This is a genomic window from Streptacidiphilus sp. PAMC 29251, assembly GCF_054208735.2.
This window is the reverse complement of record NZ_CM135725.2, coordinates 8,061,396-8,083,138: the sequence shown is the minus strand read 5'-3', so window position 1 is coordinate 8,083,138 and position 21,743 is coordinate 8,061,396. Positions and strand designations below refer to the sequence as shown.

The window sequence follows — 21,743 nt, the reverse complement described above, 5'->3', positions numbered from 1 at the left end:
CCTCGCGCCGCGGGGCCGGGCCCCGAGGAATCAAAGTGCGAGTACCGGCCGAGTGGAGAAGATGCTCTGGCGAACTGTGCGTAGACCCTGGTGACCACGGGCTCGCTCAGGACGCCGACGGCAGCCTCGAGATCAGGCCCCGGCCTGGAGGCGGAGGCCCGCCAGGGTCAGCTCCAGCGCGGCGAGGAACTGCTCCTTGTCGTCGTGTCTTTCGAACTCGTCGACGATGTCGTGCACGAAGGGGTACTCCTGGGCGTCGAGCGCGCGCCAGGTCGCGGCGTAGCGGCCGAAGAACTCTTCGCGGTCCACGCAGCCGTCGACCACTGCCTCGGGCGGCTCCTGTCCCAGGTCGGCGGCGTTGCTGACGACGACGCCGACGACGGCCGACACGGCGTGGAACCGCTGCAGCGGGGTGAGGTCGAGGCCAAGGGTCAGCTGCCCCAGTTCCTCGTAGAGCCGCAGCGAGTTGCCCTCGACGTCGATGTCGCGCATGAAGCGCGAACCCAGCCACGGCCGGTCCACGATCGCGTCGAACAGCGTGACGGCCATCACCCGCAGGTCGTCGAAGGGGTCACCGCTGCCCGTCTGCCCTTCGGCGGCGGTCAGCACCCCGCCGAGCACGTGGTCGACGGCCCGGTCGAGCAGCTCGTCCTTGCCCGAGACGTACCAGTAGATGCTGCCGACGCCGGTGCCGAGCCGGGTGGCCAGGGCACGGAGGGTCAGCGCGGGCTCGCCCGCCTCGTCGAGCAGGTCCACTGCCGCGGTGAGGACGGCCTCGATGGAGTGCGAGGCCCGTCGACGTCCCCGGGACGGGCGCTCGGCGGGCTCTGGTCGCGGGCGTGTCATGACACACATCCAATCACAACTTGTCTCGCTATCGAACTTCGTTCTATCATGGAACGTCGTTCGATATTCGGCGACGTTCCCGAAAGGAGGCCCCGCCATGACCACCACCGCCACCGCGCCCGCCGCATCGCGCACCTATCCGTCCCTGCGCGCGGCGTGGATCCCCCTGGCCGCGCTCTGCCTGGCCTTCTTCGTCGAGATGGTCGACAACACGCTGCTCTCGATCGCACTGCCCACGATCGGCCGAGACCTCGACAGCAGCACGACCGCGCTGCAGTGGGTCACCGGCGCGTACTCGCTCACGTTCGGCGGCCTGCTGCTGACGGCAGGATCGATGGCCGACCGGCTCGGGCGCCGGCGCGTGCTGCTGGTCGGCCTCGCGGTGTTCGGCCTGCTGAGCCTGGCCGTCGTCGCCGTTACCACCGCAGGGCAGCTCATCAGCCTGCGGGCCGGCCTCGGCATCGCCGCCGCGGCGATGGCACCTATCACCAACTCGCTGGTCTTCAGGCTGTTCGAGGACCAGGCGCTGCGGATGCGCGCGATGACCCTGATGATCGTCGTCGGCATGTCCGGCTTCGTCCTCGGCCCGCTGCTCGGCGGCACCGCCCTGGCGCACGTGAAGTGGCAGTGGCTCCTGGTCGTCAACGCCCCGATCGCCCTGATCGCGGCCATCGGCGTCCGCCTGGGCGTCCCCGCCGACCAGCCGGAGGACCTGACCCACGACAAGCTCGACCTGCCGGGCGCCGCGCTGAGCGTCACCGCCATCGGCCTCGCCTGCTACTCGCTGACCAGCGGCGTCGAGCACGGCTGGCTCTCCGTGGCCACTCTCGCCTCGGTCCTCGGCGCCATCGCCGCGGGCATCGGGTTCGTCTGGCACGAGCGCCGCAGCGCAGCGCCCATGCTGGACCTCCGCCTCTTCGCCAACGGCACCGTCCGCGGCGCCGCCATCGCCCAGGTCGGCACGTCCATCGCGATGGCCGCCGTAATGTTCGGGCTGATCCTGCACTTCCAGTACGCCTACGGGTGGAGCCCCGTCCGGGCCGGCCTGGCGAACCTGCCGATCATCGTGACCATGATCGCCGCGACCCCCCTGTCCGAGTGGCTCGCGAAGCGGTTCGGCCACCGCATCGCCTGCCTGGTCGGCGCGGCCTGCCTGGCCGGCTCACTGGCCGGCCTCTCCTGGGGCGTCGACCACGGGTACGGCGCCATCGCGGTCTGCATGGTCGTGATGACCATCGGGCTGCGCACCGTCATGACGATCTGCGCCATCGCACTCGTCGACGCGATGCCGAGCAACCGCACGTCCATCGGCACGGCGCTCAACGACACCGCCCAGGAGGTCGGCAGCAGCATCGGCACCGCCGTGGTCGGCACCCTGATCGCCGCACTGGTCACCACGCAGCTGCCCGCAGGCACCTGGAGTGACGCCCTCGTGGCATCGTTCTTCCACGGCGAGCGGATCACCTACGCGGTGCTGGCGATGGTCGTCGGCATCGTCGCGGCGGCCGGCGCACTCACCCTCACCGACTCCCACGCCACCGAAGAGCCCGCCTGAGGCCGCTTCGCCCGGCGCGAAGTCCGATACCGGCGCAGCCGCGACGACGCCGGGGACTGGCACGCCGCTGCCCAAGGCGTGCTTGTGCCACCAGGGAACCATCTCCCCAGCGAGCGTCGCCGCGTTGCCACGACTGGCAGACATCGCCGAGACCACGACCTCCGGGGGCTGGGCGCTCGACCTGGCCGGCTCCATCGCGGGCGGATTGCTTCAGCTCCACTACGGCGGTGATGAGGAGGTGGCCCGCCAGGGTCCGACCCTGGCACGGCTGCGTGACACGGCCACTACGCGCCTGACGCCCAGTCAGGACAGGCGGACCTACGTCGGATTGCTGAAGGCCATACTCGCCTTCGACGGCCAACCCCTGTGGTTCGAGACTCTGGACGACTTCACTGACTCCTTCTACGCCGTCGTCTGTCCGCACTGCCACCAGGCGGTGACGATCGCGATCGGCGACTACGGCTGCTACTCCTCGATTCGGGACTGGCATCTGGGGGACGTACACCGGGTCCCTCTGCGGTCAGCCACAGCAGCTGAACTGAGCAGCGTCGGGAGGATGCTGCACGAGTTGGTTGAGCGGGACGAACAGACAGGGCTCGCCTGGGGCGTCAGGCACCTGTTCGGCCGGGCGGAGTGCCCGGGTTGCGGAAGCGTGTTCGGCATCGCCTCGGAGTACGAGGCTGCGAACGCGCCCGCCCCGTGGGACTTTGCCCGTTGCCACATCAAGGACACCCTCTGACCCATCGGCAAGGCGTTCGAACACCCGCAGGGTGGGGCGGACCCGTTCAGGGCGGTCGCGAACCCCGTCTTCCGGCCTCGGAGGCGAGACTGTTCGGCGGTCCAGCAGGCCATGGGGGACGTGGAGGGAAGGCGTGTGTAACTGTCAGCTTGCTGGGGCGAATTGGATGTCGGTGATGCCGCTGTCCAGGAAGGTGGTCAGCTCCTGGGCCTCGGCGTGGACGGCCTCCTGTTCCGGGGCGGCGAGGGGGCGCAGGGGGCTGATGTGCAGGTGATGGTCGCGCACGGTCCAGGTGGCGGAGACGCGGCCGTCGACGAGGACGGTGCGGTGGCCTGCGACGGAGAGGCCGAGGTGGGGGGCGTCGATGATGCGGCTTCGGTCGGCGTAGCCCAGGATCGCGTTGTCGAAGGCCGGCAGGAACCGGACCGGGGCGGGGGTGTCGGGGTGGGGGCGAGGGGCGTCGGGAAGGTCGAGCAGTTCGCGGCCGCGTTCGTCACGGAAGACGACGAGTTCTTCCCGGGCGGCTTTGATGGCGGCGGGAAGGCCCGCGAGGCCGCACCAGGCGCGTAGGTCCGCGCTGGCGGCGGGCCCGTAGGCGGCGAGGTAGCGGTGCAGCAGTTGCTGTCCGACGGGATCGCTGCCATCGGCGGGCAGGGGGTCGACGTCCCGTCCCAGCCAGGTGCTCAACGGCAGGTTGCGTACGCCGGCGGTCTGCTTCCACAGGCCCCGGGGCGGGAGTTGGGCCATCGGGACGAGCGCTGCGACCAGCAGCTCGCCCAGGACCCGGCGCGGCGGCCCGGGCCAGCGGGCTTCGACCGCCTGGACAAGCTCGGTCATGGTGCGGGGCTGCTCGTCCGCCATGACCGAGCGGCCGGCGGCGGCGACCTCGTCCAGGTCGACGCCGGCCAGTTCGCGCCGGTAGGTGCCCAGGACTCGCTGGCGCAGCATGGTGTCGTGGCGCGCCCGCCAGGCGAGCGCGTCGGCGGCGGTGACGAGGTGGACGGTGCGTCGCATCAGGTGGGTGCGCACCACGGTGCGGCCGACGAGCGCGTCGTCCGACTGCTCGGGCGTGAAGTCGGACAGACGGGACCACAGTCCGGTGAAGGGTTCCTGGGGTTCCTGTGCCTGCAGGCCGCACAGATGCGCCACTGCCTGCGCCACGGAGGTGTCGCTGCGCTCGAGCAGGTGCTGGCGGGCGAGGGTGGCGCGGTTGAGTGCACGCGCGTCGAGGACGGTCATGGCGTCGTCAGGCCGCGGCGCGTTCAGCCGTTGTACGGGACGCTGACGTCCAGGACCCAGGTGATGCCGAAGCGGTCGGTGAGCATGCCGTACAGCGGTGCCCACGGCGCGACCTCGAGCGGATGTACGACGGTCGAGCCCTGGGCGAGCTTGCCCCACAGCGCGCTGATCTCCTCGGCGTCCGCACCGCGCACGGAGACGAAGAACGGGTTCTCGCCCCGTTCCAGGGGCAGTTGGGCGGGCACGTCGTAGGCCATGACGTGGAAGCCGTTGTCACCGGCCACCTCGCCCCACATGACCCAGTCCGCCTCGTCCTCGTGTCGTACGGCGCCGGCGTCCTTGTAGGTGACGGCGACACTGCGTCCGCCGAAGACGGACTGGTAGAAGTCCAGCGCCTCGCGTGCGGTGCCGCGGAAGTTCAAGTGAGTGGTGGTGGTGACGGACATGGCCTGCTCCCTGCCTCGATGTGGTGGACGGCTCATGTGCCACTCTGCCAGGGGTAGCGGACAGGTTGTGTCCTGTACTCCAGGCAGAATGGGTGACATGCATAAGACCTCCTCGCGGCTGCTCGCCCTGCTCTCGCTGCTGCAGACGCACCGTGACTGGTCCGGCGAGGACCTCGCCGGACGGCTGGGCATCACCTCGCGCACCGTGCGCCGTGACATCGACCGGCTGCGCGAACTCGACTACCCGATCACCACCGTCAAAGGGCCTGCCGGCGGCTACCGGCTGGAGGCCGGCACGCGCATGCCGCCGCTGCTGTTCGACGACGGCCAGGCCGTCGCCCTGGCTGTCGCCCTGCAGACCGCGGCTGCCGGCACCACTGTCGCCGAGGACGCCTCCCGCGCGCTGGCGACCCTGCGCCAGGTCATGCCGCCACGCCTCCGGCACCGGATCGACCTGGTGCAGATCACTGCCGTCGAACCTCCTGCTGCCCGGGACACCGTGCAGGTCGATGCCCAGGTCCTGGTGGACCTGAGCCGGGCCATCCACGCCCACGAGGAGCTGGGCTTCGACTACCTTCCCGGCTCAGCTCGCCCGGTCGACGACGTCCGCCGGGTGCAACCCCACCACCTGGTCGCATGGGGGCAGCGCTGGTACCTCGTGGCCTGGGACCTGCACCGCGAGGACTGGCGCACGTTCCGCGTCGACCGCATCCGGCTGCGCACACCCACCGGTCCCCGCTTCGTCCCCCGCGAACTGCCCGGCGGCGACGTGTCCACCTTCGTCGTCGGCCGGTTCCGCGGCACCGACGGCACCACCAGCGACTGGCCCTGCCGGGGCGAGGTCATCCTCGACCTCCCGGCCGCCGAGGTCGCGCCCTTCACCCAGGACGGAATCGTCGAGGAACTCGGCCCGCACCGCTGCCGGCTCACCCTCGGGTCCTGGTCCTGGACCGGACTCGCCGCCGCCATCGGCAGCTTCGACTCCGCGTTCGAAGTCGTCGGCCCACCGCAACTGGTCACCGCGTTCTCCGACCTCGCCGCACGCTACGCCGACGCCGCACGCGACTCAGGCGCCGCTCATGAGGGCGTCGCCCGGAGGCGGTAGCTGAGGACGCCGGCCGGGACGGCCCGGTCGGCGGAGGCGGCAACCGGGGTGCGGCGGTAAATTGTCGTGGTATGGGAGAGTATTCCGCAGCCCCGGAGCTCGTGCTCAAGACGGACGGCGACTCGCAGCTGATCAGCCCCAGCCGCTCGTACCAGCTGGGGCGGGACCCCCTGAGCGACATCGTCCTCGCCGACCCCCGGGTCTCCTGGCACCACGCCGTGCTGCACCCGGACGGCGGACACTGGATCCTCGACGACGTCGGCAGCAGCAACGGCACCTACGCCGACGGCCGCCAGGTGCGGCATCTCGACGTCGGCGCGGGCTGCCTGCTGCGCTTCGGGGACGCCGTCGACGGCGCCTGGGCCGCGCTCAGCGAGCTGCCCCGGCCGACCGAACCGGTCCGCCCGGCCGGCCCGTCCGCGCTGACCTCGCTCACCGGCTCCTACCGGCAGCCGACCAGGATCCGCCGGCTGCCCGCGCGGACCCTGCGGATCGGCCGCGGCGCCGACAACGACCTGGTCGTCCCCGACCTCACCGTCTCCCGCCACCACGCCGAACTCCGGGCCGCCCCTGACGGGGGCTACGAGATCGTGGACCTGGCCAGCCACAACGCGACCTATGTCAACGGCCGCCCGGTCGACCGCGCCCCGCTCGGACCGGCCGACCTGCTCGGCATCGGACACTCGGTGTTCTGCCTGGTCGGCGACGAACTCCAGGAGTTCGTGGACACCGGGGACGTCACCCTGGACGTGGCAGGCCTGGTGGTCGAGGTGGGCGAAGGACGGCGCACCCTGCTCGACTCGGTCAGCTTCCCGGTCGGCCAGAAGACCATGCTCGCGGTGGCCGGGCCGAGCGGCGCGGGCAAGTCCACCCTGCTCAACGCCCTCACCGGGCTCCGTCCCGCCGACCGCGGCACGGTCCACTACGACGGCCGCGACCTCTACCGGGACTACGCCGAGCTGCGCCGCCGGATCGGCCTGGTCCCGCAGGACGACATCCTGCACACCCAGCTGACCGTGCGCCGGGCCCTCGGCTACGCCGCCGAACTGCGCTTCCCCGGCGACACCACGGCCGCCGAACGGCGCGGCCGGGTCGAGGAGGTGATCACCGAACTGGGCCTGGGCCAGCGCGCCGACCAGGTGATCTCCAGCCTCTCCGGCGGTCAGCGCAAGCGGGTCAGCGTCGCCCTGGAACTGCTCACCAAGCCCTCGCTGCTGTTCCTGGACGAACCCACCTCCGGGCTCGACCCGGGCATGGACCGCTCGGTGATGCACATGCTGCGCAGCCTGGCGGACGACGGCCGCACCGTGGTCGTGGTCACCCACAGCGTGCTCAGCCTGGACGTCTGCGACCGGCTGCTGCTGCTCGCCCCCGGCGGCCGGATCGCCTTCTACGGTCCGCCGGGCGAGACCCTGGCCTTCTTCGGCTTCGCCGACTGGCCGGACGCCTTCGACGCCTTCGAGAACGACACCGACCGCGACTGGGCCGCCCAGTTCCGCGGCTCCGCCCCGTACCGGCAGTACATCGCCTCGGTCATGGAGCAGCCCGGCCGGAGCGCCCCGCAGACCCGTCCCCCGGTCCCGGCCGCCCCCGCGCAGGGCTGGGGCGCGCAGCTGGGCACGCTGATCCGGCGCTACTCCGCGGCGCTCGCGGCCGACCGCACCTTCCTCGCCATCATGGTGGCGCTGCCCTTCGTGATGGGCGCCATGGCCCGGGCCCTGGCCGGCAGCACGCTGACCGACACCACGGCCCTCAACGCCCTGCTGATCGTCTGCGTCGGCTGTGTGCTCACCGGCGCGGCCAACGCGGTCCGCGAACTGGTCAAGGAACGGGTGATCTACCAGCGCGAGCGATCCGTCGGGCTGTCCCGGTCCGCCTACCTCTGCTCGAAACTCGTGGTCCTGGGCGCGGTGACGGTGGTGCAGGCGGTGGTGCTCACCATGGTCGGGCTGTTCGGCGTCAAGCTCCGACCGCAGGGCGGCGGGGTGCTGATGCCCCCGCTGCTGGAGATCACCCTCGCCGCCGCGCTGCTCGCCTTCACCGCCATGGCCCTGGGCCTGCTGGTCTCCGCGCTGGTCAAGAAGGAGGAGGTGACCATGCCGCTGCTGGTGCTGCTGGCCATCGTGCAGGTGGTGTTCTGCGGCGCGCTGCTGCCGCTCAACGGCGTCCCGGTGCTCGACCAGCTCTCCTGGCTGGTGCCCTCGCGCTGGGCCCTGGGCGCCATGGCCAGCACGATCGACCTGCACCGGATCGTGCCCGGCACGCTCACCGCCGACCCGCTGTTCGCCCACCAGGCTTCCACCTGGCTGCTGGACATGGGCATGCTGGTGGTGCTCTCGACGGTGTTCTCGCTGGCGGTCGCCCGACTGCTGCGCAGGCACGAACCCGCGGTGATGCGGAAGTAGCGGCAGCCGTCGGACCGGTGGCGCGTGATGCGGCGCCGGACGGCGCAGTGCCGGGTGGCGCGCAGCCGCTCGCGCGGATAGGACGTTCCCATGAACGCGTTCGAGTTTCGGCCCACGCATGTGGTGCCCGCGGAGGGCCTGGCCACCTGGGCCGGACCGGAGCCGTCCGAACCGTCCGCGCCGCTCGACCCGCTGCTGCCGGTGCAGTTGACCGACAGCCGCGGGGACTGGGCCCGGGTCCTCTGCTCCAACGGCTGGTCGGCCTGGGTGGACGGCCGGATGCTGGTCTCGCTGCCGCACAGCCCGCCCGGGACCGAACACCCGCTCACCCGAACGGCCGATCCCCGCCCGCTGCTCGCCCGGCTGGAGCGGGCGCTCGCGGAGTACCGCGCGCAGGTGGAGCAACTGGCCGACGGGCGGATCGACCTGGCGGCCTTCCGCAGCCGGACCCGTGACTTCCACCTCGGCGCCGTCGTCGACGGGGACGCCGCCTGGCTGCTCGACCTGGAACAGGGCCGCTGGTACTACTGCGACGGCGCCCAGCTCAGGACCTACGCCACGGTGGAGGTCCCGCCGGAGGTGCAACAGCAGTGGCAGCCGCCGGCCCGGACGGCGGAGCCCTGATGGCCGATGCCTCGGGCGCCTCGGGGGTGCCGGCCTCCGGCATGACCGGGCGGCAGATCGCCGGCTACCGCCTGGAGCGGGAGATCGGCCGGGGCGGCATGGCCGTGGTCTACCAGGCCGAGGACCTGCGCCTCGGACGGACGGTCGCGGTCAAACTGCTGGCCCCCGAACTCGCCCGCAACGACCTCTTCCGCAAACGGTTCGAGTACGAGTCGCGGGTGGCCGCGTCCATCGACCACCCGCACATCGTCCCGGTGTTCGACGCCGGCGAGGCGGAGGGCGTCCTCTTCATCGCGATGCGCTACGTCCGCGGCCGCGACCTGCGGGTCCTGCTGGACCGGGAGGGTCCGCTCTCGCTGCAGCAGGCCACCCGGATCACCGCCCAGATCGCCTCGGCGCTGGACGCGGCCCACGCCCACGATCTGGTGCACCGGGACGTCAAACCCGGCAACATCCTGGTCGCGGAGGGCACCGACAGCGACCACCCGGAACATGTCTATCTGACCGATTTCGGCCTGACCAAGAAGTCCCTCTCCCTGACCGGCCTGACCACGGTCGGACAGTTCGTGGGGACGGTCGACTATGTGGCGCCCGAACAGATCTCCGGACGCCCGGTCGACGGCCGCTGCGACGTCTACAGCCTGGGCTGCGTGGTCTACGAGTGCTTGGCGGGCAGCTCACCCTTCCGACGCCAGGACGAACTGGCCATGCTCTGGGCCCACCTGCACGAGCCACCCCCACCCCTCCCCCGCGGGCCGACCGGAGCCGACCGGGGCGACCCAGGCGACGGGTCCGACCGGCCCGACCTGCCCGGAGAACTCGACGCGATCCTGGCGAAGGCCCTCGCGAAGACTCCCGAGGAGCGCTACGACAGCTGCCTCGCCTTTGTCGCCGCCCTCCGCGCAGCGGGCCTGCAGCGGCCGCACGGCGCCACACCGGTCGCGGCGGTGCGGGAACCGACCCGGCTGGTCCCCGTCCTCAGGCCCGACGAGACGGAACCTCCGGCCCCGCCCGCCTGGGCAGCCCCCGTCTATGCCACCGCCCCGGCCCCGCCGAAGACCCCGCCGAACGCGCCCTGACACCGGCCCTCCCCGACTACAGCCCACGCCCCGCCCGGCGGGCACCGTGTCGGAACCGGTCACCGGCCAACCCGCCCAGCAGCCCGGCCAGGGCGCCCCAGAGCGCGCCGAGCAGCACCCCTCTGAGCAGGTCCGCGTGCAGGAACACCGACCCGGCGACAGCCCCGCTCCCGCCACCGGCCGCTCCGCCGGTCCCCCCGCCGAGCAGGCTGCCGAGGCCGTCCAGCCCGCCGCTGCCGCCGACGCCCAGCAGGCCGAGGCCGTACCCGGCGGAGATCCGGGTCAGCAGCCCCACCAGCAGCATCGTCAGGGCGAGCGCGACGCCGAAACGCAGGGCCCAGTGCCAGGGGGCCACCCGCCGTGGCGCACGCACGACCATCAGCACCGCGCCGGCCGCCAGCAGCACCGCGGCCAGCACCGGCAGCAGCCACACCCGGCCGTCGTAGCGGGCGAGGGTGCCCAGATCCAGCGTGACGTCCTTGGTCCCGACGGTCTGCAGGACCGAGGAGAGGGCCTTGGGCATCGGCAGGCCGATCCCGGCGTTCACATGCCCCTGCCAGGCCCCGCCGAGGCCGATGCCGAAGGCGAGCCAGACCAGGTTCGGCAGGGCGAGGGCGACCACCGCGAAGGTGTCCCCGGCCTGCCTCCGCGCCACCGCGGCCATCACCCCGGCAACCAGGCCGAGCGCCACATACGCCAGCAGCACCAGCAGGACCGCCGAGGCCGTGGGCCGCACCGCCGCCTGGAAGCGCAGCAGCGCGGCCGGCAGTGGCGCCGCCCGGGAGACCGCGAAGGCCAGCGCGAGCACCACCAGCAGCCAGAGCAGGCCGAAGCCGACCGTGGCGGCCAGCCCGGTACGGAATCCCACGGTCGGGGCCACTCCCAGCGCGCCACCGATCTGGTCGGTCACCCCGCTGCCGGTGGGCAGCGTGAAACTGTGCCGGGCCAACCGGGTGAGCAGCAGCAGCGCCAGCACCCACAGCACCGCCACCCGCGCCGCACGACCGAGCAGCTCAGCGGTGGTGACGACGGCCCGCAGACGCAGCGGCCGGAGGAAGCACCCGGCCGCCACCAGCGCCCCGACCAGGCTCACCGACAGCGGCAGTACCGCGATCCCCGCGTTCGCCTGGACCAGGAAGCCCGCGCCCCCGTCGAGGGTCACCGGCACGCCGAGGGCCATCAGCACCGTCGCCGCCACGACCGGCAGGAACGCGCCACCGGGCAGAGAGGTCGCGTGCGCCAGCCACAGTCCGAGCGCCGAGACCGCCGCCATCGCCGCGAGCGCGCAGAGTACGGCCCCGGCAGCGGACGCCCAGCCACCGAGGCCGAGCCGCTGGGACCGCGTCGGCCGGGGCCCTGTTGAAAGGTCGCTCGCTTGCACGCCGACTCCTCCCGAAGGTCGCACCGGGCCATTCCAGCTTCGGACAAGGTGCGCGACTCGGCGAGCCGGATACGCGAACCGGATCCGCGCAGAGCCCCGGCCGGCCGCTGCGGTTGCGGGGACACCTGGTCGAGGGAGAACAATGGGAGTTGCGGGGTGTGTACGGACCGTCCGTGCCGCCTGGAGGGGTGACACCCGGGGCCGCTCTGCTGGGCGGTGTCGGCCGTCCATGCCTGGGAGGCAAGGCTCGTGAGTACCCAACCGCCCGCCGACACGCCCGCCGAACCGCCGGTCGACCCGCCCGCAGGGCCGCCCGCAGGACCGCCGTCGGGGCCGGTCTCCGGACCTTCGTCGAGCCCGCCCCCGTCGGGCCAGATCCCGGGCCCGCCCTCGGCGGGCCGATCCCGCCCGGAGCCGCCCCCGGTGTCGCCGCAGGCCCCGCCCGCGGTTCCGGGCGGGCTTCCGGGCGGGGTTCCGGGAGCGGTTCCGGGTGCCGAACCGCCGACCCAGATCTCCGGGACGCCGCCCGCCCCGCCGCCGCCCGACCGCCGGTTGAGCGCGGCCTCCGCCTCGGGCCGTCCGCACCGCCCCTGGTGGCGCCGACCGCTCGCGCTCGCGGGCGTGGTCGGGGTGGCCGCGATCGCCGTCGTCCTGGCACTGGTGCTGAACGGCCGGACGTCGAAGTCCGCCAACACCAGCGCCCAGGCCCTCGCCCTGCAACCGGTGAACGACGCGGGACCGGCCCCCTTCACCCCGTCCGTCGCCAAGGCCGCCGCCACCCCGACGCCGACCCCCACCGCCTCGACCGCCGGCAGCGGGGCTCCGGGCACCACCACCGGCGGCGGCACCACCACCGTGCAGGGCTCGGCCACCGGTCTGTACGGCGGCTCCGAGCGGCTCTCCAGCTGCGACGTCGCCCAGCTGTCGGCCTTTCTCACCTCGCACCCGGACAAGGGGAAGGCCTGGGCCGCCGTCGAGGGCATCCCGCAGAACTCCATCCCGACCTATCTGAAGTCGCTCACGCCGGTGGTGCTGCGGGTCGACACCCGGGTCACCAACCACGGGTTCAGCAACGGTGCGGCGACCTCGTTCCAGTCCGTGCTGCAGAGCGGCACGGCCGTGCTGATCGACGGCCACGGACTGCCCCGGGCCCGCTGCGCCTGCGGAAACCCGCTGTCGCCTCCCGTGCAGTCGACGGCCCCGCAGACCTACACCGGCACCGCGTGGTCGTCCTTCCGGTCGAGCGACATCGTGGTGGTGGAGCCCTCGGTCACCCAGATCACCGTCGTCGTGCTCTACGACCCGCAGCACGGGACCTGGTTCAACCGACCGATCGGCAGCCACGGCAGTTCGGACCACAAGGTTCCCCCGCCGACGCCCACCTCCAGCAGTTCCAGTTCCAGCTCCGCCTCCACCTCCACCTCGCCGAGCACCTCGGCCAGCAGCTCCACCAGCGGTTCCGCCTCGCCGACCGGCACCACCGCCTCCCCGTCGACCGCGCCCTCGCACACCTCGACCACACCCACCCCGACGGTGTCCGCACCCACCACCGCGGCGACCCCGCCGTCCTCCCTCAGCGGGGCTCCGCTCAACTCGAGCTCCGCCACCGGCCCCTCCCTGCTGACTCTGGAGCCGCAGCAGGGCCTTTCCCCCTGACCCGGTTCCCCGACAGCTACCTGGCCAGGGGGAGATCAGGTGCGGGACTCGGTCGCGTTGCTCGCGTCGCCCTGGACGGCTGGCAGCGGCACGAGGGACCCCGGTACCGCCGAATCCCCGCAGACCCTGAAGTCCGCCGTCGACCGCCTCACCGTCGCCTGGGAGGAACACACCCGCCAACTCGCAGCGAGCATCGGCTGAACCCCAAAAGATCATTCGGATGGAGCATCCGCTGCCTGCGGATAGTGGATGAGCGGTGCGAACAGCACCTTTGTCGTGGGTACCCAGCCACTGTTCAGATCGTGTCCGATCTTTTCGGACAGCCGCTTGTCGCCGACCAGGATCGTGGGCCGTGTCGGCAGCCCGTGCAGCAGCAGCTGCAATTTCTCCAGGGAATCCCGGTACTTGGCGCCACTGATGTAGCTTGCGCCCATGTTCACATTGATCAGCAGCGGAAGGTTCGTCATCAGGCCATTGCTCCGCAGCAGGGACTGCGCCAGATAGGTGGTCTGCCAGTTGAGGCTGCCGGAGTCCAGGTAGAGGGTGATCACCGGCGCGGTCGACCTCGCCATGTCCCTGGTCATGAAGGTTCGGGCGCTGTCGGCGAGCGGGTTTCCCTGCCGCTCGGTCGACCAGGTGACCAGCGCGCTGAGCCGCCATGGTGCGGAGACCCTGCCGACCGAGGGGATGCCCCACTGGAAGCCGGCGAAGAGGCTCAGCGCCGCCGCGCCCACGCCGACCGCGAGCAGCGGTTCCTGCAGTCTGCGCGGCAGTGGTGCGGTTCGGCCCCGGGGGGCGAGCGGGCGTAGCAGTCCGCCGACGGATCCCAGGCAGATGAGGAAGATGACGAAGGCGGCGAAGGCCATTTTTTCGAAGTAGTAGGAGACGGTGCCGCTGCGGTGGATCTGCCAGGCCGCGAACAGCCCGAGCACCAGCACGGTGCCCACCGCGGTGGCCAGGATCAGGCGCAGCGTCGCAGTGGGCCGGTTCATCGAGAACAGCGGGGAGACGATCACCACGATGCCCAGGCCGACCACGGTCGCCCGGTCGAAGTGGATCATCACCCCGTTGGCGACGGATTGCTGGCCGATGTCGAAGGGGGAGAGCAGGCTCAGCACGCTGGGGAGCACGGCGACGGCGCCCGCCGCGGCCAGCGAGAGTAGTAGCGCCATCCGGTGTCGGCGTTGGCGGCGGTGGAGCACCAGTAGTCCGGCTGCGATCGGTAGGGCCACGAAGACCATGTAGATGTTGTAGCTGTAGCCGACGGTGATCAGTCCGGCTGCGGCCACCAGTGCGTATTCGACCTGGCCCATCGCCGGGCGTAGTAGTAGTGCCGCGGAGACGGCGAGGAAGGCCAGTCCGACGATTTCGGAGTCGAAGCCCTGGCGGAGCAGTTCGGTCAGTGGTGCGGCCAGGACCAGGCAGGCGGCGACCGTGCAGACTGCCCCTGTTCGCCAGCCGGCCAGGCGTGGGCCGGCGACCCAGCGGGTGGCCCACACCACGCTGGCGCACAGGAGTACGAACGCCAGCAGGACGTAGGTGAAGTAGCGGGACAGGGACTGCGGGGTGCTCAGTGGGACGGTGCTGGAGCGGACGAAGACGTCGACCCAGGCGAACAGGAAGTGTGAGCCCTGCGGGTACTCCGCGGCGGTGTTGCCCAGGGTGGAGACCCGGCCGGCGCTCTGGTGCAGGAAGAGGTAGCCGCCGATGCGGCCGATCGACTCGAAGAGCGCGAAGTGGGAGAAGCGGTCCCCCACCATCATCATGCCGTTGCCGAGCCGGCCGGTGACGCCGCGGTGGACGAAGTGCCACACGACCAGGCCGGTACCCAGGATGACGCTGTCCGACCAGCGCAGCCGCAGCGGAAAGCGCGGCCTGCGGTTGCCGTACCAGCCGGCCAGGGCGATCACCGAGAGCAGCACCGCGCCCGCGGGCAACGGATCCAGCCGCCAGGGCCACACCGAGGCGATCAGCCCCAAGGCCATCAGCGCACCCGACAGCAGCAGCCCGGAGACCATCAGCCGGTCCACCAGCCCGCCCCCGACCCGCACCAGCGAGCCGATCGCCAGCAGCGCCACCACCAGGGTCAGCACCTGCAGGTGCAGCACCCCGAGAGCCAGCGGCAGCAGCCAGCACAGCACCAGAGAAGACACCAAAACCCTGGGACTGCGACCGCCGAGCCCTGAGCCCGAGGGTCGACGGAGGAGCGCCGGACTCCGCAGTGGGCCCTGGACCGGACCCTCGATCAGCGGCCGTACGGCCACGGCGAACGTCCGACCCCCGTTGCGTTCCTGGCCCGTCACTTCCGCTCCCCGCATCCGAGGAATCCACGGCATTCGCCGTTGAATTCACACCCGTATTGTCTATTTCTTACAAAGCGAAGGGAGTGCCTCGGCGAGGCCCGTGCCTCGTGGTTTCGCCCCGCAGCAGGACAGGACGAGTATGCAGAGGCCGCATCCCCGGAGAGGAACTCGCACATGAATACCAGGGGTCGGCCGGAAGAAATCTGGGCGGCAAAAGAACTGGATGCGCCCCGATCCGCGTACAACCCGTACTGACGTCCAGTTAATCATTCCGCCGGGGATGCGCATCCGGACGCCGGGACATTAGCCCGAATGAATACGCGGTCCGTCCTGCGCGGATCGGGGAGGCGGTGGGCAACGGCGGCGGCCCCTCGCGGGGGCGCGAGGGGCCGATGTGCGCACTCGTCAGGTGCTGTGCTCCCGTCAGGCGCCGTGGTCCCGCCGGACCCGGGTGTTGAGGCGGCGGGGCCATCTTGCGCAGGTTCGCGTCAGCTGTCGACGAACTGGTGGTCGCTGACGATCAGTCCGTCCTGGTCGAGGATGATGAAGTCGAAACCGACGGACACCACCGTGTCGGAGGCGAGGTGCACCATGTGCCAGTTGAAGCGCACCGCGTCATGGTGGCCGTTGGCGTTCGACGCGGCGCGGAAGACGTGCCCGCCGGGCTTGACCCACCTCTCGTAGGCCGTGCCGATCCGCACCTCCAGCTCCTCGTGCCCGCGCACCTCCTGAGCGGGCGTCAGGTGTACGGCGTCCGCCGCGAACAGTTCGGCGATCGCCTTGCGGCGCAGTTCGGGGTCGGGCTCGTTCCACACCGCGATGTAGCGCTGGGCGAAGAGGTTCAGGTCGCTCATGGTGCACTTCTCTCTGCGTCGGTTCATGCTCCGGTTCAGGGGACTGTCCGGCGGCCGGAGCTGCTCGCCGTGCGGGGCTACCTGCCGTGCGGGACTACCTGCCGTCCGCGGTCTTCGGCAGGGCCTGGACCACCAGGGCGAGCAGCACGGTGATGCCCAGGACGAAGTACAGGCAGGCACGGAAGGCGTGCGGGTAGGACTCGGCTCCGCTGGTGCGGGCGAGGACGTTGTAGAAGACCAGCCCGATCAGCGACACCCCGAGGGCGTTGCCGACCTGCAGCCCGGTCGTCAGCACGCCCGCGGCGGAGCCGGCGTTCTGCGGGGAGACCCGGGACAGCACCGTGGAGGCGAGCGGGGCGACGGCGAGGCCCATGCCCGCCCCGTCCAGGAACAGACCTGGGATCAGCCAGCCGATGCTGCCGGTGCTGGCACTACTGCCGCTGCCGCCGCTGCTGGTCACCGCCCAGATCTCCAGGACCAGGGCGACCACGCGGATCACGCAGCCCAGGGCGATGGTCTGCCGGCCGACCTTGGCGGCGACCTTCCTGGCCGTCATCGAGGTGATGATGTAGCCGATCCCGAGGGCGCCGAAGACCAGGCCCGAGTTGAGCGGCTCCAGTCCGCGCCCCTCCTGGAGGTACAGCGCCAGCACCAGGAAGTAGGACGCCATGCCGGTCCAAAAGGTCAGCTGGGCGACCAGTCCCGCGGAGAACGCGCGCTCCCGGAAGAGGGTGAAGTCGACCGAGGGCGCCGCCCCCGAGGCCCGGACCCGGCCCTGCTGCCGAGCGAACAGCACGAACAGCGGAACCGCGGCGACCAGGCAGAGCCAGGTCCACAGCGGCCAGCCCTGCTGCCTGCCCTCGATCAGCGGAAGGCAGACCGCCACCAGGGCCACGGTCACCAGCACCATGCCGACGAGGTCCAGCTTGGGGCGGCCGGGGGCCTTCGACTCGGGGACGTACCTGAGCGCCAGCGCCGCGGCCGCCAGGCCGATCGGCAGGTTGATCAGGAAGCAGCCGCGCCACTCCAGGTGGAACGCATCGGTCTTGATCAGCACACCGCCGATCAGCTGTCCGAACACCGCGGCGAAGCCGGAGGTCGCGCCGTACCAGTTGATGGCCCGGGCCCGGGCCTCGCCGGTGTACACGGTGGCGAAGATCGCCAGTACCTGGGGCGCCATCACCGCCGCCGCCGCGCCCTGAACCAGCCGGAACGCCAGCAGCACGGTCGGGTTCGGGGCGAGCCCGCAGGCCGTCGAGGCGAGCGTGAACGCGGTCATGGCCAGGGCGAACATCCGGCGGCGACCGAAGAGGTCACCGAGCCTGCCGCCGGTGATCATGCCGACGCCGTACATCAGCGCGTAGCCGGCCACGATCATCTGGATCTGCGCCTGCGTGGCGTGCAGATCGGACTGCATGGAGGGGATCGCCACATTGACGATGAAGAAGTCCAGGCCGCTCAGGAAGACCCCGACCAGGACGATGGGCAGTGCCGCCCGATGCGGCGTGGGCGGCGACGACGACTGTGCCGTCCCGCCCGGGGACGTGGCGGAACTGGTGCTGGTGGTCATGAGGACAACTCCTGCTCGATCAGGCGGCGGTCCGCCTGTTGTCCGGAACGGCCGGGGACGCGAGGACGCGAGGACGCGAGGACGCGACACGGCCAATCTGGTGTCGAGGAGTAAGCGGGTCAATTACGTCCGAGGTAGTGCGCGCCTACCCGGGAGGCCGTTATTTCGGCCTGCGCACCGCTTCGGCGGTCTGCGCGTCGGCCGGGAAGAAGGACTCGATGACCAGTTCGGCGACCGTGATGTCGCGCGGCGTGCCGAAGGTCGCCAGCGTGCCGAAGAACGACAGTTCCAGGCCGTCGCGGCGCAGCTGCAGCGGAGTGCAGATGTCGCCGAGACCGGGGATGTCGACCTCGGGCTCCTCCTGGTCGCAGGGGTACTCCAGCAGTTCCTGGTACAGCGGCAGCAGCCGCCCGTCGAGCGCCGTACGCCGACGCAGCCGGTTCAGCAGCTTGGCCCGCCACACGCCGAGGTTGACCACCCCCGGCGCCATGCCCTTGGGGTGCAGCACCAGCCGCAGCGCGTTCACCGGCGGCTCCAGGAGTTCGGCCGCGACCCCTTCGGTGAACAGGGCGAATCCGGCGTTCGAGTCGACCAGGTTCCAGTCCCCGTCGACCACCAGCGCCGGGTACGGATCGTGCCCCCGCAGCACCTGGCCGATCGCATCAAGGACCGGGCCCATGACCGGGGCGGCCAGCGGCGTCTCGGCGAAGACCGGGGCGTAACCGGCGGCCAGCAGCAGCGGGTTGCGCTCCCGCATCGGCACGTCCAGCTGGTCGGCGAGGCGCAGCACCATGGCCCGGCTGGGCCTGGCCCGGCCGGTCTCCATGAAGCTGACATGCCGGGCCGACACCCCCGCCTGCAGCGCCAGTTCCAGCTGACTGAGCCGGCGTTGCTCCCGCCACTGCCGCAGCATCGGTCCCACCTGGGGCTGTGCACGCTGCTCCGACACGGTCATCCGCGACTCACTCCCTCGCCCAACAGCCGCTCCACGATGGACGGATGGCGGCTCCGCCGACCGCGCTGACCGGCCGGACACGCCGTCACCAGCATGTCACGGACATGCGCAGACCTGCTGACCGCGTTGCGGCTCGGCCAGCGCTTGGTCACCGAGGTTCCGACCCTCCACCCCGATCGCCGAGCGTTCGTCGACATCACACCAGTCACCGCGCCAGCCGAACCGGAAGTGACGACCACCCTCGAAGCATGGCAGCTGCGTCCCGAGCAGTTCCGCTACCCCTGGCAAACCGACGACCCGAGACAACCAGCGCGGCGGGTGCCCCGAGCCGTTACCCGACTGCACCCGCACGTTCAGCGGCCCAACTGGTGGCATCGCTTCTTCGGCTACTTCTTACCAAGCCTGACAAGCAAACACCGGTATTCGTGGGGGTTCCTGGCTACCCTGACACCCCACGGGCACCGCGTGCCCCAAGGAATTTCGCTCACCGCCGCAGCACCAACCCACCGCACCCGGAGTACCTCAACCATGTCCACGTCCTCCCCGCGCCACGCCCGCCCCCCGCACCCCACTCCTGCGCAGCACCACCGCCGCTGCCTCGTTGACCGCGGTCGGTGTCGGTGCCGGGGTGCTCGGTGCCAGTGCCGCGCAGGCCGCGACCCCCGCCGGGACCACGCCGGTGTCCAGTTACACCGTCAAGAGCGGGGACTCGCTGTCCGGGATCGCGGCCAAGGAGCACGTACCGGGCGGGTACACCGCCCTGGCGAAGGACAACAAGATCAAGCCCCCGTACGTGATCCACCCCGGCGAGAAGCTCGCGCTGCCCAAGGGCTCCTACGTCACCACCGCCCCCAAGCTGCCGTTCCCGGTCGCGGTCACCCTCGGCTCCGCCACCCAGGTCATCACCGTCAAAGCCACCGGCAGCACCGCCACCGTCACCGCCTGGCAGAAGAGCGGCAACACCTGGACCGCGAAGTACACCACCACCGCCGCCCGGATCGGCTCGGCCGGCATCATCGCCGGCACCACCCGCAAGCAGGGCACCGACACCACCCCCACCGGCACTTACACCATCACCCAGGGCTTCGGCGTCGGCGCCAACCCCGGCACCACCATGCCCTACCACCAGGTCACCAGCACCGACTGGTGGGTCGAGGACCCCACCTCCGCCTACTACAACCAGATGCGCACCTCCACCCAGGGCGGCTTCCACCTCACCGAAGCCGGCGACGACGGCAGCGAGCACCTGATCGAGTACCCCACCCAGTACAACAACGCCCTGGTCATCAACTACAACATGAACCCCGCCGTCAAAGGCCGCGGCGCCGGGATCTTCCTCCACGACCTCGGCCCCCAAGCCGGACCCACCGCCGGCTGCGTCGCCCTACCCGCCGCCGTCATGACCCAGATCATCAAATGGATCAACCCCACCAACCACCCCGTCATCGCCATCGGCTGACCGCCGCGGGGCGTGGTCAGGCGGTTCTGAGGGCTTCGGTGGGGCCATCCGCGCTGCTCGTAGGGCCGGCAGCAGGCCGGCGATCGCGCCGATCAGGAGGGAGGCGCCCAGGCCTCCTCCCCAGCCCAGGACCGGGACGACCACGCGGCGAACTTCACCAGGTCGGCGGGGGTCGACCCACCGGGGCCGTTCAACTGGCCGCCCTGAGCGGGCGGCAGATAGGCCTTGCAAGCGGCGTCGGCCTTCTTGAAGGGCACCGAATCCGGTCTCTTCAGCTGGGGCTCCTTTCTACGGGGGCAGGGGTTTCATCGCGGTTTCACCCGGGCGGGACTGTAATCCGGCACGGGCCGGGCTCAGTTGGCCTTTCGGGCGGTTCGGAGGTCTCGCAGGAACAGGGCGCCTGCGCAGACGACGACCCACGCCACCAGGATGGTGACGCCGCTTGCCAGGCCGTCGTGCCGGAAGTAGGCCACGCCCTGGATGGCCCGTACACCGACGCCGACCGGCAGGATCGCGTGCAGGGGGTGCAGCCAGCCCGGTAGGTAGTCGGCCGGCAGGATGCCGCCGCTGCTGCTGTTGCCGAGGATCAGCAGCACGATCGCGCTGAGGCTGATCCCGGCCGGTCCGAACAGGCGCAGCATCAGCATGGTGGCTGCCCCGGCGGCCATCGCCATCAGGCCGACCACGGCCGCGATCGCGACGAACGGCCCTGGCAGTGCGCTGAAAGCGTGACCGGCGACCAGGGCGACCATGGTCCCGCTCAGCGCCCCGAAGACCAGCAGGCTGAGCATCCGCAGCCGGAACTCCAGCCGGGGTGCGAGCTGGTAGGTGGTCGATCCGAACATGAAGCCGGCCAGGATCACCCCGAACGCGGCATAGAACACCGACAGCCCGCGGGTGTCGCCGCTGGAGGACGGCACCGCGTCCACGGTGGTGAGCGGGTGGCCGGCGGCCTTGGCGATCTCGCCGAACGCCCCGGTCACGGAGGCGGTCACGCCCGTGCCGTTGGCGCCCGCGTAGAGCAGTTGCGCACTGTTGGTCGCGGTGGCCGCACTGTTGGTCGCGGTGGCGACATAGGCGGCGTACACGGTGCGGTGCTCGAGTGCGTCCCGGGCCTGGGCGGCGTCGGGGTAGGCCCGGACGTCGAAGCCGCCGGGCTGGGCCGCGTTCAGCTCCGACCTGACCTCGCCGAGGGTCTGCGAGGTGCCGACCACGGCCACCGGCAGCTTGTGCGGCTGGGGTGCGTGGAACGCGGCGAGGTAGACGCTGACGAATATCGAGCCGATGACCAGCACGACCAGCGCCGGCAGCAGCACCCCCTTCGCCCCGGCGGCAGCAGTGCTGCGGGGCGGGGCGGCGTCGACGGCGTGCGGGTGGGGACGGGTGCGGGCGTGATGGTGGTGGGTTTCAGCCTGGGGCTCGACACGGGGTTCCGACTCGACGGGGGGCGTAGAGGACACGCGGAAGACCTCTCCAGGTAATATAAGGTTCCTGACAACCTAGCACGGTGTTATCAGGAGCCTTACA

19 protein-coding genes are annotated in these 21,743 nt (G+C 71.2%); 9 read left to right on the top strand and 10 right to left on the bottom strand.

Translation table 11 applies throughout. The features are described from left to right. Positions 1-132: 132 nt before the first annotated feature. Positions 133-780: a TetR/AcrR family transcriptional regulator gene (locus ACXKR8_RS38265; protein WP_458275199.1), complete on the bottom strand. Its 648-nt coding sequence runs from the start codon at positions 778-780 to the stop codon at positions 133-135. A 163-nt stretch (positions 781-943) separates the two neighbouring features. Between ACXKR8_RS38265 and ACXKR8_RS38260 the strand changes: the two genes are divergently transcribed. Both ACXKR8_RS38260 and ACXKR8_RS38255 read left to right on the top strand, forming a co-directional pair. Next, on the top strand, positions 944-2,401 hold the full coding sequence (locus ACXKR8_RS38260; RefSeq protein WP_458269137.1) for an MFS transporter: 1,458 nt from the start codon (positions 944-946) through the stop codon (positions 2,399-2,401). A 124-nt stretch (positions 2,402-2,525) separates the two neighbouring features. Next, positions 2,526-3,140, top strand: coding sequence for a hypothetical protein (locus tag ACXKR8_RS38255; protein WP_458269136.1), 615 nt, complete (start codon positions 2,526-2,528; stop codon positions 3,138-3,140). Positions 3,141-3,284: 144 nt separating this feature from the next. Here ACXKR8_RS38255 and ACXKR8_RS38250 read toward each other — a convergent pair whose 3' ends face one another. Both ACXKR8_RS38250 and ACXKR8_RS38245 read right to left on the bottom strand, forming a co-directional pair. Then, positions 3,285-4,379 carry a winged helix DNA-binding domain-containing protein gene (locus ACXKR8_RS38250; RefSeq protein WP_458269135.1) on the bottom strand — a complete coding sequence of 365 codons (1,095 nt, stop codon included), beginning with the start codon at positions 4,377-4,379 and terminating at the stop codon, positions 3,285-3,287. Positions 4,380-4,402: 23 nt separating this feature from the next. Next, positions 4,403-4,825 carry a VOC family protein gene (locus tag ACXKR8_RS38245; protein ID WP_458269134.1) on the bottom strand — a complete coding sequence of 141 codons (423 nt, stop codon included), beginning with the start codon at positions 4,823-4,825 and terminating at the stop codon, positions 4,403-4,405. Between the two features lie 97 nt (positions 4,826-4,922). Here ACXKR8_RS38245 and ACXKR8_RS38240 point away from each other — a divergent pair, with 97 nt between their 5' ends. The 4 genes from ACXKR8_RS38240 (at position 4,923) to ACXKR8_RS38225 (ending at position 10,038) form a co-directional block, all read left to right on the top strand. Next, the gene (locus ACXKR8_RS38240; RefSeq protein WP_458269133.1) at positions 4,923-5,930 is read left to right on the top strand and encodes a helix-turn-helix transcriptional regulator; all 1,008 of its coding nucleotides are present in this window, start codon (positions 4,923-4,925) and stop codon (positions 5,928-5,930) included. A 71-nt stretch (positions 5,931-6,001) separates the two neighbouring features. After that, the gene (locus ACXKR8_RS38235) at positions 6,002-8,335 is read left to right on the top strand and encodes an FHA domain-containing protein (protein ID WP_458269132.1); all 2,334 of its coding nucleotides are present in this window, start codon (positions 6,002-6,004) and stop codon (positions 8,333-8,335) included. Positions 8,336-8,425: 90 nt separating this feature from the next. Further along, on the top strand, positions 8,426-8,959 hold the full coding sequence (locus ACXKR8_RS38230; protein WP_458269131.1) for a hypothetical protein: 534 nt from the start codon (positions 8,426-8,428) through the stop codon (positions 8,957-8,959). Beyond that, positions 8,959-10,038, top strand: coding sequence for a serine/threonine-protein kinase (locus ACXKR8_RS38225; RefSeq protein WP_458275198.1), 1,080 nt, complete (start codon positions 8,959-8,961; stop codon positions 10,036-10,038). The genes ACXKR8_RS38230 and ACXKR8_RS38225 overlap by 1 nt, the downstream gene beginning before the upstream one ends. Before the next feature lie 16 nt (positions 10,039-10,054). On the opposite strand, the gene ACXKR8_RS38220 is transcribed toward ACXKR8_RS38225, so the two are convergent. Further along, complete coding sequence (locus ACXKR8_RS38220; RefSeq protein ID WP_458269130.1) at positions 10,055-11,419, bottom strand: streptophobe family protein; 1,365 nt, start codon at positions 11,417-11,419, stop codon at positions 10,055-10,057. 249 nt (positions 11,420-11,668) lie between these two features. Between ACXKR8_RS38220 and ACXKR8_RS38215 the strand changes: the two genes are divergently transcribed. After that, positions 11,669-13,075 carry a DUF6777 domain-containing protein gene (locus ACXKR8_RS38215; protein ID WP_462100003.1) on the top strand — a complete coding sequence of 469 codons (1,407 nt, stop codon included), beginning with the start codon at positions 11,669-11,671 and terminating at the stop codon, positions 13,073-13,075. A gap of 39 nt (positions 13,076-13,114) precedes the next feature. Then, positions 13,115-13,276: a hypothetical protein gene (locus ACXKR8_RS38210; protein ID WP_458269128.1), complete on the top strand. Its 162-nt coding sequence runs from the start codon at positions 13,115-13,117 to the stop codon at positions 13,274-13,276. A gap of 11 nt (positions 13,277-13,287) precedes the next feature. Here ACXKR8_RS38210 and ACXKR8_RS38205 read toward each other — a convergent pair whose 3' ends face one another. The 4 genes from ACXKR8_RS38205 to ACXKR8_RS38190 all read right to left on the bottom strand — a co-directional run bounded on the left by ACXKR8_RS38205 (position 13,288) and on the right by ACXKR8_RS38190 (position 18,757). Then, the gene (locus tag ACXKR8_RS38205) at positions 13,288-15,228 is read right to left on the bottom strand and encodes a hypothetical protein (RefSeq protein ID WP_458269127.1); all 1,941 of its coding nucleotides are present in this window, start codon (positions 15,226-15,228) and stop codon (positions 13,288-13,290) included. A gap of 638 nt (positions 15,229-15,866) precedes the next feature. After that, entirely contained in the window at positions 15,867-16,232 is a 366-nt protein-coding gene (locus ACXKR8_RS38200; protein WP_458269126.1) for a nuclear transport factor 2 family protein, read from the bottom strand. Positions 16,233-16,326: 94 nt separating this feature from the next. Then, entirely contained in the window at positions 16,327-17,802 is a 1,476-nt protein-coding gene (locus ACXKR8_RS38195) for an MFS transporter (protein ID WP_458269125.1), read from the bottom strand. Positions 17,803-17,962: 160 nt separating this feature from the next. Further along, positions 17,963-18,757, bottom strand: coding sequence for a helix-turn-helix domain-containing protein (locus tag ACXKR8_RS38190; RefSeq protein ID WP_458269124.1), 795 nt, complete (start codon positions 18,755-18,757; stop codon positions 17,963-17,965). A gap of 601 nt (positions 18,758-19,358) precedes the next feature. Here ACXKR8_RS38190 and ACXKR8_RS38185 point away from each other — a divergent pair. Further along, positions 19,359-20,216 (top strand): L,D-transpeptidase family protein, encoded by an 858-nt coding sequence (locus ACXKR8_RS38185; RefSeq protein ID WP_458269123.1) that lies wholly within the window; start codon positions 19,359-19,361, stop codon positions 20,214-20,216. 92 nt (positions 20,217-20,308) lie between these two features. Here ACXKR8_RS38185 and ACXKR8_RS38180 read toward each other — a convergent pair whose 3' ends face one another. Together ACXKR8_RS38180 and ACXKR8_RS38175 are read right to left on the bottom strand one after the other, a co-directional pair. Next, the gene (locus tag ACXKR8_RS38180; protein ID WP_462100002.1) at positions 20,309-20,473 is read right to left on the bottom strand and encodes a hypothetical protein; all 165 of its coding nucleotides are present in this window, start codon (positions 20,471-20,473) and stop codon (positions 20,309-20,311) included. 96 nt (positions 20,474-20,569) lie between these two features. After that, positions 20,570-21,676: an ABC transporter permease gene (locus ACXKR8_RS38175; RefSeq protein WP_458269121.1), complete on the bottom strand. Its 1,107-nt coding sequence runs from the start codon at positions 21,674-21,676 to the stop codon at positions 20,570-20,572. Positions 21,677-21,743 lie beyond the last annotated feature (67 nt).

Coding starts and splice junctions, on each gene's coding strand:
- ACXKR8_RS38260 (WP_458269137.1), top strand. CDS start 944: ATGACCACCACCGCCACCGCGCCCGCCGCATCGCGCACCTATCCGTCC.
- ACXKR8_RS38250 (WP_458269135.1), bottom strand. CDS start 4,379: ATGACCGTCCTCGACGCGCGTGCACTCAACCGCGCCACCCTCGCCCGC.
- ACXKR8_RS38245 (WP_458269134.1), bottom strand. CDS start 4,825: ATGTCCGTCACCACCACCACTCACTTGAACTTCCGCGGCACCGCACGC.
- ACXKR8_RS38240 (WP_458269133.1), top strand. CDS start 4,923: ATGCATAAGACCTCCTCGCGGCTGCTCGCCCTGCTCTCGCTGCTGCAG.
- ACXKR8_RS38235 (WP_458269132.1), top strand. CDS start 6,002: ATGGGAGAGTATTCCGCAGCCCCGGAGCTCGTGCTCAAGACGGACGGC.
- ACXKR8_RS38230 (WP_458269131.1), top strand. CDS start 8,426: ATGAACGCGTTCGAGTTTCGGCCCACGCATGTGGTGCCCGCGGAGGGC.
- ACXKR8_RS38225 (WP_458275198.1), top strand. CDS start 8,959: ATGGCCGATGCCTCGGGCGCCTCGGGGGTGCCGGCCTCCGGCATGACC.
- ACXKR8_RS38200 (WP_458269126.1), bottom strand. CDS start 16,232: ATGAGCGACCTGAACCTCTTCGCCCAGCGCTACATCGCGGTGTGGAAC.
- ACXKR8_RS38195 (WP_458269125.1), bottom strand. CDS start 17,802: ATGACCACCAGCACCAGTTCCGCCACGTCCCCGGGCGGGACGGCACAG.
- ACXKR8_RS38190 (WP_458269124.1), bottom strand. CDS start 18,757: ATGACCGTGTCGGAGCAGCGTGCACAGCCCCAGGTGGGACCGATGCTG.